Here is a 14,426-nt window from a genome sequence, read left to right as displayed (position 1 = left end):
CTCAGCCCACCGTCGCGGCCGGGCGGAGGCGGCCGACCAGCTCGGTCATCGCCGCCGCGGTGCGGAAGTTGTCGATCCGCAGCTCCTCGTTCGGGATGGTGACACCGAACGTCTTTTCCAGGTGCATCACCAGCTCCATGGCGAACAGGGAGTTGATGTAGCCGAGCGAGAAGATGTCCTCGGTCTCGGTGATCTCCGCCTGCGGGAAGCGGCCGGTGATGAAGGCGAGGATGTCGCCGGTGGTCTCGGACATGGTCGTTCTCCTTCTGGTTCGAAAGGGGTCAGCTGTAGGTGTAGAAGCCGCGGCCGCTCTTGCGGCCGTGCAGGCCGGCGTCGGTCATCTGCTTGAGCAGCGGGCAGGGGCGGTACTTCGAGTCGGCGTAGTGCTCGTAGAGCACCTCGACGCTGTAGAGGATCGTGTCGACGCCGATCAGGTCGGCGGTCTCCAGCGGGCCCATCGGGTGGCCGAAGCAGCCGCGGAACACCTCGTCGACCGACTCGGCGGTGGCGACGCCCTCGTGCACCAGGTAGGCGGCCTCGTTGACGGTCAGCATGAGCACGCGGTTGGACACGAAGCCCGACGCGTCCTTCACGTCGACCCAGCGCTTGCCGATGCTGGTCAGCAGCTCGCGGGTGCGCAGGATGGTCTCCGGCGTGGTGTGGAAGCCGGGGATCAGCTCGACGACGGGCTTCTGCGGCACCGGGTTCATGAAGTGCACGCCGATGACGCGGCCCGGGTTCTTCCCGACCGACGCGATCCGGGTGATCGGCACGGCGGAGGTGTTGGCGATGATCACCGTGTCCGGACCGCAGACCTCGTCGAGCTCGGCGTGCACCGCGGCCTTGATGGCCCAGTCCTCGGTGACGTTCTCGACCAGGATCTCGGTCTTGTCCAGCGCGGCCAGGCCGACCGCGGTGGTGATCCGGGCGAGGATCTCGTCCGCGTCGAGCGCGGGGCCGCCCATGAGCCGGCTGAGCCGGCAGTTGCGCGTGATCGCGGCCCGCGCCTCCTCGAGGATGCGCTCGTCCTTGTCGACGAGCACGACCTCGTGGCCGGCGGCGGCGAAGTCCTGGGCGACGCCGATGCCCATGACGCCGGCGCCCACCACTCCCGTGACTGCCATGACTGTTCCCTTTCTGTGGACGGACTGCTGGTTTCAGGCCCGGCGCCGTCGGGCGGCCGCGGCCTTGATGCCGGAGCGGCGCAGCTGTCCCTGCGCGCTGCTGTCGGGTGCGGGTTCGGGGGTCCCGGGGTCGCCGGCGGCGATCTTCGCGAGCGCGGCGACGGTCGGGGCCTCGTGGATGATGTGCGGCGGCAGCTCGGCGTCCGGGAACGCGGTGCGCAGCGTCGCCAGCAGCGAGATGCCGAGCAGGGACGTGCCGCCGAGCTCGAAGAAGTTGTCGGCCACACCGACGCGGTCCAGGCGCAGCATTTCGCACCACGCCTCCGCGACGGCCCGTTCGACGTCGCCCTCGGGCTCTTGGAACGGGGTGACCAGCTCCGGGCGCGGGTGGCGGTCGCCCGTCGAGCCGCCGTGGGCGGCCGAGGTGACCGCGTCGACGCTGAAGCGGGCCGCCACGGCGGTCACCGCGTCCAGGTCCTGTGTGGACACCACCACGTGCGGTTCGCCCGAGGCCAGTGCCCGCAGCAGCGTGCGCCAGCCCTGTTCGAAGTCGATGCCGAACTTGGCGCGGTGCTCGCGGAAGTAGGTCTGGATGTCCTCCTCGTACCCGGACAGCCCCTCGTCCCAGGCGTTCCAGGTCCACTCGCCCCACGAAATCGACACCGTGCGGCCGCCGTGACGGGCGGCGTAGGCGTCGAGCCACGCGTTGCCGGCGCAGTAGTCGACCTGGCCGGGACCGCCGCCGGTGACCGAGGTGATCGAGGAGAACAGCGCCACGAAGTCGAGGTCCAGGCCGTCGGTGGCCGCGCTGAGCGCCCGGGAGCCGGGCAGCTTCGGAGCGAGCACCTGGTCGGCGTCGCCGGGCTGCTTGAACTGCATCAGCCCGGTGCCCGGCACACCCGCGGTGTGCAGGATGCCGTGCAGCGCCCCGAACCGCTCGACGGCCACGGCGACCGCGCGTCGCACGTCGGTCTCTTCGGCGACGTCGCCTTCGACGACCACCACCTCGCCGCCGAGGGCCTCGATCTCCCGCACGCGGTCGACGCGGTCGCGGATCGTGCCGGGCACCTCGTCGGTGCCGTCGGCGATCCCGGCCCAGCGCTCGCGCGGCGGCAGGCCGCGGCGGCCGAAGAGCACCAGTTTCGCGTGGCTGTCGCGGGCCAGGCGCTCGGCCATCGCCAGCCCGATCCCGCCGAGGCCGCCGGTGATCAGGTAGACGCCCTGGTCGCGCAGCACGCCCTTCGCCTGCTCGATCGGCTGCGGGGACAGGACTTCGTAGCCCGGCAGCCAGCGCCGCGAACCGCGCAGCGCGACCGTGCGGCCGGGCGCCGGGCGGTGCAGCTCGGCGACCACCGCGGCGGCACCGGCGGCCGCGTCGACGTCGATCAGCCGCGTCTGCACCCCGGGGTACTCCATCGGGATGACCAGGTTGGGCCCGGTGAGCGTAGCCGCGTCGGGCCGCAGCTCGCCGTCGTGCAGGACGCGCTGGGTGCCGGTGGCGGCGAGGTCGAGCGTCCAGCCGCCCATCCCGAGCTCACCGGCGGCGCGGGCCAGCGCGACCAGCGTGTGCAGGCCGAGGGACAGGGAGTCGTCGTCGAGGTTCCACAGGTGCACGACCCGGTCGAGCCGGGTGCCGCCGCGCTTGAGGTCGCGCAGCAGCTTCAGCAGGTCGTCGACGTCGCCGGGGCGGACGGTGGCGTCCGGGCCCGGCCGGTACCCCGCGCCCGGCCGGACCACGGTCACCGGGTCGCCGGTGCGGCGGATCCCGTCGAGGACGTCCTCGGCCAGGCCGGGACGGGCGAACACCAGCCAGGACGCCGGCTGCGGCGCGGCGGGCGCGGCCGAGGTCTGGCGCCACACGGGCAGGCTGAGCCACTGCTCTTCCGGCAGCAGCGGGATCCGGTCGAACTCCTCCAGGGGGCCGTCTGTGCCGGGCGTTTCGAGCCGGGTGCTGCCGGCCGCGGCCGGCTTCGCCTCGATCCAGTAGCGCTGCCGCTGGAAGGGGTACGTCGGCAGCGGCACGCGGCCCGGGGCGGTCCCGCGGTAGACCGGCGTCGCCGTGCCCCGCCCGTGGTAGGCCGACCAGTCGAGGTCGGCGCCGAGCAGCCACAGCCGGGCGAGGCCGTCGGTGAGGACCTCGTCGGCGGGCCGCGGGTCGTCGGCGGCGGGGAGCGTGGCGGTGATCAGCGGCCAGCGGGTCGCCGGGCTCAGCCCCCGCAGCAGGGCGCCGAGCGACGGGCCGGGGCCGATCTCGACGACGGCCAGGTGCTCGTCGGCCAGGAGCTCGGTGGCCGCGTCGGCGAACCGGACGGGTTCGCACATGTGCCGTGCCCAGTAGCCGGGGTCGGTGACCAGCTCGGCGGTCGCGTGACCGCCGGTGACGTTCGACAGGTAGGGCAGCTCGGGTGCGCTGAGCGTGACGTTCGCGGCGATCCACGCGGTGAGCTCGGCCGCCGCGGGCGCCAGCATCCGCGAGTGGAAGGCGTGGCTGGTGCGCAGCGGGCGGCACGGGACGTCGGCGGTCCGCAGATCCTGCGCGAGCTGCTCGACCGCCGTGCCCGGCCCGGCCACCACGACCAGCTCGGGCCCGTTCACGGCGGCGACGTCGAGGCCACGGGCGGCGAGCCCGAACCGCGCCTCCAGGTCGGCGGCGGACAGCGGGACGGCGGCCATCGAACCACCCGGCAGGGCGGCGATGAGCTCGGCACGCTTGGCGACCAGCGCGAGGGCGTCCTCGAGCGAAAGGACCCCGGCGAGGCAGGCGGTGACGTATTCGCCGAGGCTGTAGCCGAGCATCGCGGCGGGCCGCAGCCCCCAGTCCATGAGCGTCCGGGCCAGGGCGTAGTCCACGGCGAACATCAGCGGCTGCGCCAGTTCGGTGCGCTGAAGCCGTTCGGCCCGCGGGTCCTCGTCGCCGCCACGGCCGAGCAGCGCGGCCAGGCTCGGCCCGCCGCCGCGCTCGCCGGTGACGAGGTCGCCGTCGAGGTGCACGAGGCAGTCGTCGAGATGGGCACGGAAGACCGGCTCGCGCCGGTACAGCTCGCCGACCAGGCCGGGGTACTGCTCGCCGACCCCGGCGAAGAGGAACGCCACCGGCCGGCCCTGCACGGATTCCACGCGAGTCGCGGGAGCGCCGGTCAGGGCCGCGGCCGCACCGTCCACATCGGACGCCACGACGACCCGCCGGTGCTCGAACGTCTTGCGCCCCTCCTGCAGGGTGAACGCGACGTCCGCGAGCCGCACGTCCGGGGTGCCGGCGAGGTGCTCGCCGAGGCGCCGGGCCGCGGCGTCGGCCGCGTCCGCGGTGCGGGCCGACACCGGCAGCACCTGGTAGCGGCGTTCGGTGTCCGGGTCGCCCGGGGGCAGCGCGGGCCGGTCCGGCGGCTGTTCGACGACGACGTGCACGTTGGTGCCTCCCATGCCCAGCGAGTTCAGCCCGGCGATCCGCGGACGGCCGCCGTCGGTGCTCCACGGCGCCAGCTCGGCGGCCACCCGGAACGGGCTGTGCGCGAAGTCGATCTCCGGGTTCGGCGCGGTGTAGTGCAGCGTCGGCGGGATCAGGCCCTCGCGGACCACCAGCGACGCCTTGATCAGCCCGGCCGTGCCCGCGGCGCGGTCGAGGTGCCCGACGTTCGGCTTCACCGAGCCCAGGGCGCAGTACTGCTTCTCGGCCGTCTCCCCGAACGCGCGGGTCAACGCGGCGACCTCGATCGGGTCGCCCAGCTCGGTCGCGGTCCCGTGCGCTTCGACATATCCGACGTCTTCGGCGGCGACGCGCGCGTCGGCCATCGCGTCGGCGATCACCCGGGACTGGCCACCCACGCTCGGCGCGGTGTAGCCGACCTTGAGGGCGCCGTCGTTGTTCATCGCCGAGCCGCGGATCACCGACCAGATGTGGTCGCCGTCGCGCAGGGCGGCACCGAGCTTCTTGAGCACGACGACGGTGGCGCCGTCGCCGAACATGCTGCCGTGGGCCTGGGCGTCGAAGGTGCGCACGTGCCCGTCCGGCGACTCCTGGCCGCCGGGGGAGTGCAGGTGCCCGATCCGGTCGGGCACCCGGACCGAGACGCCGCCGGCCAGGGCCATCTCGCAGTCGCCCGCCCGCAGGCTGCGCATCGCGGTGTGCACCGCGACCAGCGACGTCGAGCAGAACGTCTGCACCGCCATGCTCGGGCCGCGCAGGTCGAACAGGTAGGACACGGTGGTGGTGAGCGCGTCCTTGTCGTTGCCCATCACCAGCTCGTAGATGCTGGCGTCGGCGTCGGAGGTGAACTGCCCGGCGATGCCGAGCAGGTACGTCGAAAGGTTGCAGCCGCCGAACACGCCGACCCGGCCGCGCTCGTCGCCGGCCCGGGCGTACCCGGCCCCCTCCAGGGCTTCCCAGCAGACCTCGAGGAACAGCCGCTGCTGCGGGTCGGTCAGCGCCGCCATGCGCGGGCTGAGGCCGAAGAACGCGGCGTCGAAGCCGGTGACGTCGTCGAGCACCGGCCGGGCCGGCACGTACGCCGGGTCGCGGACCTGGGCCGGGTCGACCCCGGCGGCGATGAGCTCGTCGGGGCTGAAGAAGGTGATCGACTCGACGCCGTCGCAGAGGTTGCGCCAGAACTCGTCGACCGTGCCCGCGCCGGGGAACCGGCCGGCCATGCCGACGATGGCGATGTGCCGGTCGAGCTCGTCGTCGTCCGGGTCCGCGACGACGACCGGTTTCGCGGGGGCCACGACCGGTGCTTGTTCGTCGAGGGTGGCGGCGAGCGCCTGGACGGTCGGCAGCTCGAACAGGGTGACGGTGGGGATCGCGACCCCGAAGCGTTCCTTGACCAGCGCGAGCATCTGGAGTGCGAGCAGCGAGTTGCCGTTGAGGTCGAAGAAGTTGTCCCGGGTGCCGACCGGTTCGACACCGAGCACGGCCGACCAGACCTCGGCCAGCCCGCGTTCCGTGGCGGTCATCGGCGGGGTGTACGGCTGGGGCAGGTCGGGCCGCGGGAAGCGGTCGGCGGTGGTCTGCTTCGTGGGCATCGCCGCGCCGGGAAGGCGCTCGTCGAGCCCGCCGGCGGCGACGATCACGGCGGGGCCCGCGTGGGCGGTGAGCCGGTCGAACGCCGTCAGGGCCTGTGCGCGGGTCATGGCGTGCTTGGCCATGGAGGCGCCGAGCCGGGAGTCGAGCCGTTCGAGGGTGCCCGGCCAGGTGTCCCAGGCCGCGGCGAGCCAGCCGGGACGGCCGTGGGCCTCGGCCAGCAGCGCCGCGTTGGCGGCGGCGTAGCTGCCGAACGTGACGCCGCCGAGCAGCGCCGACGTCGAGGAGAACAGCAGTGTCCACTCGGGACGGTCGGCGGCGGGCAGCTCGGCCAGGGCCGCGCCCAGTACCCGCGCGCCCCCGACCTTGGCGGCGAAGTGCCGGGCGATCCCCGCTTCGTCCACTTCGGACAGCGAGCGGAAGCCGGCCGGATCGGAGTCCGCGGCCGCGTGCACGATGCCGTCGAAGCGCTCGGTGAGCAGCTCCCGCACCGCGGCCGGGTCGCCGACGTCCACGCGAGGGGCGTGCACGTCGGCGCCCAGCGCGCGCAGCCGGGCCACGGCGGCGTCGGTGCCGCCGCTGCGGCTGGCGAGCACCAGGCGGCGGGCGCCGCGGGTGACGAGGTGCTCGGCGACGGTGAGTCCGACGCCGCTCAGACCGCCGGTGATGAGGTAGCTGCCGCCCTTGCGGATCGCGGGCGGGGCAGCGGGTTCGGCCGGGCGGTATTCGGGGACGAGCCGCTGGTCGCCGCGGTAGGCGACCAGCGGCGTGCCGGGCGAGCGCAGTTCGGCGGCCAGCACGGCCGCGGCTTCGGCCGCGCTGTGGGCCGCGTCGAGGTCGACGGCGCCCGCGTCGAGGTTGAGGTGCTCCTGGTTCGCGACGACCGGCAGCACGGCCACCGCCGCCTGGGCCGGGCGCACCTGGCCCGGCCCGGCCGCCTGGCCCGCGCGGGTGGCGACGAGCACCCGGACCGCGCGCGACCCGTCACCGGCCGCCGTGGCGAGGGTGCGGGACACCGCGTGCACCGCGGCCACATCCTCGTCCACGTCGAGCACGGACAGGTCGACCACGGTGTCCGCTTCGGCCACGTCGACCACGCCGCCGAGCAGCGAGGTGAGCGCCTCCGCGACGCCGCCGGTGTCCGGCAGGATCGCGACGCGGCCGGTGGTGCCGGCGGCGGGCGCGGGCTGCGGCCGCCACGACGGCGTCAGCAGCTGCACGTGCTCGTCGGCTTCGGCCGTGAGCCGCGGGACCTCGGGGGTGACCGTGCCGGGGGCGTCGATCCAGTAGCGCTCGCGCTGGAACGGGTACCCCGGCAGGCCGACGCGCCGCGCCTCGCGGCCGCCGCGGACACCGGTCCAGTCGAGGTCGGCACCGGCCAGCCACAGCCGGCCGGCCGCCTCGGCCAGCGCGGCCGTTGCCGCCGTCGGGTCGTCGGCGCCGGGCAGCGTCGGGATCACCGACGCCCAGCGCTTCGGCGCGCACGCCCGGTGCCCGCGCACCATCGCGCCCAGCGAACGGCCGGGGCCGAGCTCCAGCAGCGCGGTGTCCTCGTCGGCCAGCAGCGTGGCCAGTGCGTCGTCGAACCGGACCGGCGCGCACATGTGCTCGGCCCAGTACGCCGGGTCGGTCGCCTGCGCGGCCGTGATCAGCTCGCCCGTCACGTTGGACACGTACGGGATGGTGGGCGCGTCGAGCGTGACGTTCGCGGACACCCAGGTCGTCAGCTCGTCGCGCAGCGGAGCGAGCTGCCGGGAGTGGAAGGCGTGCGTGGTGGCCAGCGGGCGGCACGGCACGTCCTCGGCGGCCAGCGCCGCGCGAAGTTCGGCGATCGCCTCGGCGGGGCCGGACACGACGGTCAGCTGCGGGCCGTTGAGCGCGGCGATGTCGAGTTCCGTGCCCGCGATCCGCAGGCCCACCTCGGCGGCGGGCAGCGGCACGGCCGCCATCGCCCCGCCGGGCAGTGCGGCGATCAGCTTCGCGCGGTGCGCCACCAGCTTGAGGGCGTCCTCGAGGGTGAGCACCCCGGCCAGGCAGGCGGCGACGTACTCGCCGAGGCTGTAGCCGACCAGGACGGACGGTTTGACACCCCACGAGCGCACGAGCTGCGCCAGTGCGTACTCGACGGCGAACAGCGCCGGGTGCAGCACGTCGGTGCGGTCGCCCGCGCGCTCGCTGCCGGAGCTGCGGCCCAGCAACGCCGCCAGCCCGCCCGAGCCTTCGCGTTCGCCGAGCATCTCCGCGAGGAAGTCCGTGTCCAGCAGCGCGCGGCAGCGGTCCAGCTCGGCGCGGAACACCGGTGCCGTCTCGTACAGCTCGGCGGCCAGGCCCGGGTACTGCTCGCCGGTGCCCGCGATGAGGAACCCGACCCGGCGGCCGGTGCCGGCGTCGCTCGAGGCCGACACGGCCCCTTCCCGCAGCGACTGCGCCGCCTCGGCCGCCGAACCGGCCACCAGCATCCGCCGGTGCCCGAACGTCGTGCGTCCGCTTTGGAGCGTGTGGGCGACGTCGGCGAGCGCGTCACCGGACGTCGCCAGGTGCGCGGCGAGGTTCGCGGTGGCCGCGTCGGCGGCGGCGGCCGAACGGGCCGACCACACCAGCAGCTCCGGCCCGGTCGTCGCGGTCGGCACCGGCAGCGGGGCCTCTTCCAGCACGACGTGGGCGTTCGTGCCGCCGATGCCGAACGCGCTGACGCCGGCGCGGCGCGGGGTGTCCGTGCGCGGCCACGGCGTGCGCTCGGTGACCACGGTCAGCTCGGCGTCCCCCGCGGTGAGCTGCGGATTCGGCGTGCCGAGGTTGCGCGTCGGCGGAATCTCCTCGTGGTGCAGCGCGAGCGCGGCCTTGATCAGGTTCGTCACACCGGCGGCGCGGTCGAGGTGCCCGACGTTCGTCTTCACCGAGCCGATCCGCACCGACCGGCCCGCGAAGACCTGCTGCAGCGCGGCGATCTCGGCGGCGTCGCCGAGCGCGGTGCCGGTGCCGTGCGCCTCGACGTACCCGATGTCCTGCGGCTCCAGCCCGGCGGCGGCGAGGGCCTCGGCGATCACCGTGGCCTGCCCCTCGACGCCGGGCGCGGTGAAGCCGACCTTGCGGCCGGCGTCGTTGTTGACCGCCCAGCCGCGCAGCACCGCGTACACCCGGTCGCCGTCGGCGAGCGCGTCCTCCAGCCGGCGCAGCGCGACCACGCCTACTCCGCCGCCGAGCGGGGCACCGAGGCCCGCGGCGTCGAACGCGCGGCACTCGCCGTCCGGCGGCGCGATGCCACCCTGCTGGTAGAGGTAGCCGACGCGGTGCGGCACGCCGATCGACACGCCACCGGCCAGTGCGACGTCGCATTCGAAGTTCGCCAGGCTGCTCGCCGCGACGGACACCGCGACCAGCGACGTCGAGCAGGCGCTCTGGATGCTGAACGCGGGCCCGGCCAGGCCGAGCGTGTGCGAGACCCGGGTGGCCAGGGTGTCCTTGTCGTTGCCGAGGGCGATGGCGATCTCGCCCATCTCGCGGGCCGCGTTCGCCGGGGTGAGGTTGTGGGTCAGGTAGGTGCTCCACGCGCAGCCGGCGAACACCCCGATGGCGCCGTCGAAGCGCGCCGGGTCGCAGGCCGCGTCCTCCAGGGCGTGCTGGCTGTGCTCCAGGAAGAGCCGGTGCTGCGGGTCGAGGATCTGGGCCTCCTTCGGGTTGATCCCGAAGAAACCCGCGTCGAAGTCCTCGACGCCGTGCACGACGGCGCCGGCCTTGACGTAGGCGGGGTCGCCGAGCCGGTCGGCGGGCACGCCCGCGGCGAGGAGCTCTTCGTCGGTGAAGCGGGTGATGCCGGAGCGGCCGGCGCGCACGGTCTCCCAGAACGCGCTGACGTCGTCGGCGCCCGGGAAGCGGCCGGCCATGCCGACCACGGCGATGTCCGTGGGCGAGATTTCGCTGCTGGTGTCGGTCACGGTGTCCCTCATTTCCGGGTGCCGGCCAGGCGGCGGCGCTGGCCCCGCGCGGATCCGGTGGTGGCCGCCCGCGGGGCGGGGGCGTCGGTGTCGGTCAGTGCGGCGGCGAACGCGGCCACGGTGGGGTGGCCGAAGAGGACGGCGGGGGCGATCGGGCGGCCGAGGCGCTTTTCCAGCGCGGCCACCATGGCCATGCCGACCAGGGAGTTGCCGCCGAGGTCGAAGAACGGGTCGTGCGCGCCGACGGCGTCGATGCCGAGGAACTCGCCCCAGACGCCGGCGATGTCGGTCTCGAGCTCGCCGCGCGGGGCGGCGTACTCGGTGCGCAATGGTGGCCTCGGGTAACGCGTCTTCGCGGCCGGTGCGGCCTCGACCAAGCCGCCGAGGTCGTTGAGCTCGGCCAGCTCGCGGCGGGCGCTCGGCAGGTCCTGGCGCAGGGCCACGACCGTGCCGCGGAAGCCGTGGCCGACGAGCCGGTCCAGCACCGCGCAGCCCGCTTCGGCGGTGAAGCCGTAGCGGCGGCGGTAGGCGAGGCGGGCTTCGCCGGTGGCCGCGTCGGCCCAGGAGTCGTGCTGCCAGTGTCCCCAGGCGACGGTGACGACCTGGGTGTCCGCTGTGGACAGGGCGGCGCCGTGGGCGTCGAGGACGCTGTTGGCCGCGCAGTAGTCGGCTTCGCCGATGCCGCCGACGACCGTGACGATCGAGGAGAACAGCACCAGCCGCCGGGGCCGGGCGCCGAGGAGCGGGCCGACCGCGTTCACCTTCGGGGCGAGGGTGCGGTGCATGTCCTCGGCGGTGCGGCGCTGGGCGAGGCCGCCGCCGGGCAGGCCGGCGGCGTGCACGATCGAGTCGAACTCGCCGAGCCTTCGTTTGGCCTCGGCCAGGGCTTCGGCCAGTTGTGCCGGGTCGCCCGCGTCGGCGGTGAGGACCAGCACCTCGGCTGGTTCCAAGGCGTTGAGGTCGCCTTCGTCCGCCTCGCCGGTCCGGCTGACCAGGGCGAGTTTGCGGGCCCCGTGGCGGACGAGGTGCTTCGCGACGATCATGCCGAGGCCGCGGGTGCCGCCGGTGATGACGTGCGTGCCGCCCCAGTCGGGCGTGACGTCGTCGAGGGTGAGCTCGGTGTACTCCTGGAGGCGCCGGCGTCCGCCGCGCCAGCCCGCGAGCACGGGTTCGTGGGCCGCCTCTTCGGGCCACGGCCGGGCGAGTTCTTCGAGCAGGTGGGTGGCGGGGGTGCCGGGTTCGACGTCGACACCGCGCCACCGCAGGCCCGGGTACTCGGCGCGGACGCCGCGGCCGAGGCCGTGCACTCCGGCGGCGTCGGGGTCGGTGAGGTCGCCGCCGGTGATCTCGGCCGCGCCGGTCGTGACGGTGAGCAGCCGGACGTCGTGACCCTGCAGGGCCTGGACGGTCCGCACGAGGTCGTCGAAGCCGCCGTCGTGGACGACGTGGAGCGGCGGGGGGAGCTGGGCCGGGTCGGTGCCGACGGCCATCCCGGCTTTCGCGGCCAGCGCGGCGAGGGCGCGGTTGGTTGTGATCAGCGAGCCGCGCGGGGTGGTCGCCGGCCGGGTCGGGTCGAGCCGCCAGACCGGGGCGTAGAGCCGGCCTTCTTCGTCGACCGGTCCGGCTTGCGTGCGGGTGGCTTGGGGCCAGAACTTCGTGCGCTGGAAGGGGTAGCCGGGGAGGCTGACCGTTCGGCCGTCCCGTTGCAGGCTCGCGAAGTCGACGGCGACACCCAGTTCCCACAGCCGCGCGAGGGTTTCGAGGAAGGCGGTGCCTTCGGCCGGCCGGTTCTCGACGGGCCAGGGCGCGGGGAGGGTGCCGAGGACGGTGGGCCGCGTGTCGGCGAGGTTCTGGCGGACCAGGCCGCCGAGCGTCTGCCCCGGGCCGAGCTCGACGTAGGCGTCGACGTCCTCGCCGGCACAGTGCCGGACGCCGTCGGCGAACCGCACCGGGCGGCAGAGGTGACCGGCCCAGTACTGCGGGTCGATGGCTTCGGCGTCGGAGAGGACGGTCCCGGTCGCGTTCGAGACGATCGGGATCCGCGGGGCCTGCCGGGGCACGGAGGCGACGAGCGCGGCGAGTTCGTCGCGGGCGGGTTCGAGGAGGGTGGAGTGGAACGGGTGGGCCGAGCGCAGGGCCCGCGCGGCGAGTCCGGCCGCTTTCAGGTGCGCGGCCGCGGCTTCGACGTCTTCGGGGGATCCACTGAGGACGGTCATCTGCGGGCCGTTGAGCGCGGCCACGTCGGTGGTGGTGTGTCTCAGCGCATCGGCGACCTGGTCCGCGGAGGCGGCGACGGCGAGCATCCGCCCGGCGGGCGCGCGGCCGATCAGGCGGGCCCGTCCGGTGACGACGTGCAGGGCGTCGGCCAGGGTGAAGACCCCGGCGAGGCAGGCGGCGACGTACTCGCCGAGGCTGTAGCCGACGAGCAGATCGGGCTTGACGCCCCGGTCGGCGAGCAGTTGCGCGAGGGCGTACTCGACGGTGAAGAGGAGCGGGTGCGCGACTTCGGCGCGGTCGAGGAGCTCATCGGCGGGGCCGGCGCCGAAGAAGGACGCTTCGGTGGCTCGCGGCTCCGCGAAGAAGGCGCCCCGCAGATCGATCCCGCACCGCTCGGCGGCGATGGTGCAGCACTCGTCCACGGCTCGGGCGAACACGGGTTCGTCCCGGTAGAGCTGGGTGGCGAGGCCGCGGTACTGGTCCCCGACCCCGGGGAGCAGGAAGGCGACTTTCGGCGAGCCGGGCTTGCGGTGCACGCCGGGGGTTTCGGCCGCGGCGGTCAGCTGCCGGGCGGCATCGCCGAGGCTGGTGGCCACGACGGCCCGCCGGTGGTCCAGGTGCGCCCGCCCCTCGCGCAGGGTGTGCGCGAGATCGGCCAGCGGGATTCCGGTGTTTTCCCCGAGCCGGGCGAGCTGCGCCTGCAACGCGGTTTCCGACGCGGCCGAGACGGGGATCAGCTCCGCGACCGGCTCCGCGCTTTCCGCCCGGGCCGAGGCCGGGGGTGCCGCCTCCAGCACCAGGTGGGCGTTCGTGCCCGACCAGCCGAACGAACTCACCCCCGCCACCGGAGGGCGTCCGTCATCCGGCAGGGAAGTGAGCGCGGCCGACGGGCGGACCGCCGGGCTCGCCAGGACCTGCTCCGCCGGGTCGGTCATGTGCAGGTTCGGCGGCACTTCACCGTTCTCCAGCACCAGGACGGTCTTGATCAGCCCCGCGATCCCGGCCGCCGTGTGGGTGTGGCCGATGTTCGTCTTCACGGCCCCGACCGTGAGCGGCCGGGAAGCCGGACGCTCGCCGAACACGTCGCCCAGTGCGCCCAGCTCGATCTCGTCGCCCAGCGGGGTGCCCGACCCGTGCGCCTCCAGGAAGTCCACGTCACCCGGGGCGGCCCCGGCGTCGGCCAGGGCGCGGCGGATCACGTCGACCTGGGCGCTGCGGTTGGGGGCCGTCAGGCCGTTGCTGCGGCCGTCCTGGTTCACCGCCGACCCGCGGATCACCGCGCGGACGCGGTGGCCGTCGCGCAGGGCGTCGGACAGGCGGGCCAGCACGACCATCCCGCCGCCCTCGCCCATCATGTAGCCGTCCGCGCTCGTGTCGAACGTGTGGCAGCGGTCGGTCGGGGACAGCAGCGCGTTGCGGCTGCTGTAGACGTACAGGAACGGGTGCAGGGCCAGGAATCCGCCGCCGGCCAGGGCGTAGTCGCATTCACCCGCCCGCAGCGCGCGGGCCGCCAGGTGCACCGCGACCAGCGTCGACGAACACGCCGTGTCCAGCGAGAACGCCGGCCCGCGCAGGTCGAAGTGGTACGCCAGCCGCCCGGCGACGACGCTCGCGAGGCTGCCCTGGCCCATGTACGGGTCGGCGTACACGCCGAGGCCTTCGCGCTCGGCCTCCACCTGGCCGTACTGGAACGCGTCGGAGAACCCGAGCAGCACGCCGGTGCGGCTGCCGCGCAGCCGCGGCGCCGGGGTGCCCGCGTCGTCCATCGCCTCCCACGCCAGCTCCATCAGCAGCCGCTGCTGCGGGTCCATCCGCAGCGCTTCCTGCGGGGCGTAGCCGAAGAACCCGGCGTCCCAGCCGTCCACTTCGGACAGGAACGCGCCGCGGCGGCCGGTGGTGCCGGGCACGTGGTCGAACCGGCCGGCCGGGACGTCGCCGACTTCCGCGGCCCGCCCTTCGCGCAGCAGCTGCCAGTACGATTCGACGTCCGGGGCGCCCGGGAACCGGCAGGACATGCCGATCACGGCGATGGGCTCGCTCTCGCGGGCCTCGTACTCGGCCAGCCGGCGGCGCGCGCCCGCGAGCTCGACCGTCGCCCGCTTCAGGTAGTCGCGAAGCTTGTCTTCGCCGGTCATG

Annotated in this window: 4 protein-coding genes; all 4 read right to left on the bottom strand. The window is 74.5% G+C overall.

The window, feature by feature from the left end; all coding sequences use genetic code 11:
- Position 1: 1 nt before the first annotated feature.
- From ACLJOU_RS33755 to ACLJOU_RS33740, 4 genes are read right to left on the bottom strand one after another with little or no spacing between them, the layout of a single operon-like run.
- Positions 2–253, bottom strand: coding sequence for an acyl carrier protein (locus ACLJOU_RS33755; protein WP_410573297.1), 252 nt, complete (start codon positions 251–253; stop codon positions 2–4).
- Between the two features lie 28 nt (positions 254–281).
- Positions 282–1,124, bottom strand: coding sequence for a 3-hydroxyacyl-CoA dehydrogenase family protein (locus ACLJOU_RS33750; RefSeq protein WP_410573296.1), 843 nt, complete (start codon positions 1,122–1,124; stop codon positions 282–284).
- Positions 1,125–1,157: 33 nt separating this feature from the next.
- Entirely contained in the window at positions 1,158–10,073 is an 8,916-nt protein-coding gene (locus ACLJOU_RS33745; RefSeq protein WP_410573295.1) for an SDR family NAD(P)-dependent oxidoreductase, read from the bottom strand.
- A gap of 8 nt (positions 10,074–10,081) precedes the next feature.
- Complete coding sequence (locus tag ACLJOU_RS33740; RefSeq protein ID WP_410573293.1) at positions 10,082–14,425, bottom strand: type I polyketide synthase; 4,344 nt, start codon at positions 14,423–14,425, stop codon at positions 10,082–10,084.
- Position 14,426: the final 1 nt, after the last annotated feature.

Source organism: Amycolatopsis sp. cmx-4-61, from assembly GCF_046548775.1.
Classification (GTDB): Bacteria; Actinomycetota; Actinomycetes; order Mycobacteriales; family Pseudonocardiaceae; genus Amycolatopsis.
This window is presented reverse-complemented; position numbering and strand designations above follow the sequence as displayed.

What these genes read in the sequence shown, in the direction of transcription:
- ACLJOU_RS33755 (WP_410573297.1), bottom strand. Translation starts at nt 253, where the DNA reads ATGTCCGAGACCACCGGCGACATCCTCGCCTTCATCACCGGCCGCTTC.
- ACLJOU_RS33750 (WP_410573296.1), bottom strand. Translation starts at nt 1,124, where the DNA reads ATGGCAGTCACGGGAGTGGTGGGCGCCGGCGTCATGGGCATCGGCGTC.
- ACLJOU_RS33740 (WP_410573293.1), bottom strand. Translation starts at nt 14,425, where the DNA reads ATGACCGGCGAAGACAAGCTTCGCGACTACCTGAAGCGGGCGACGGTC.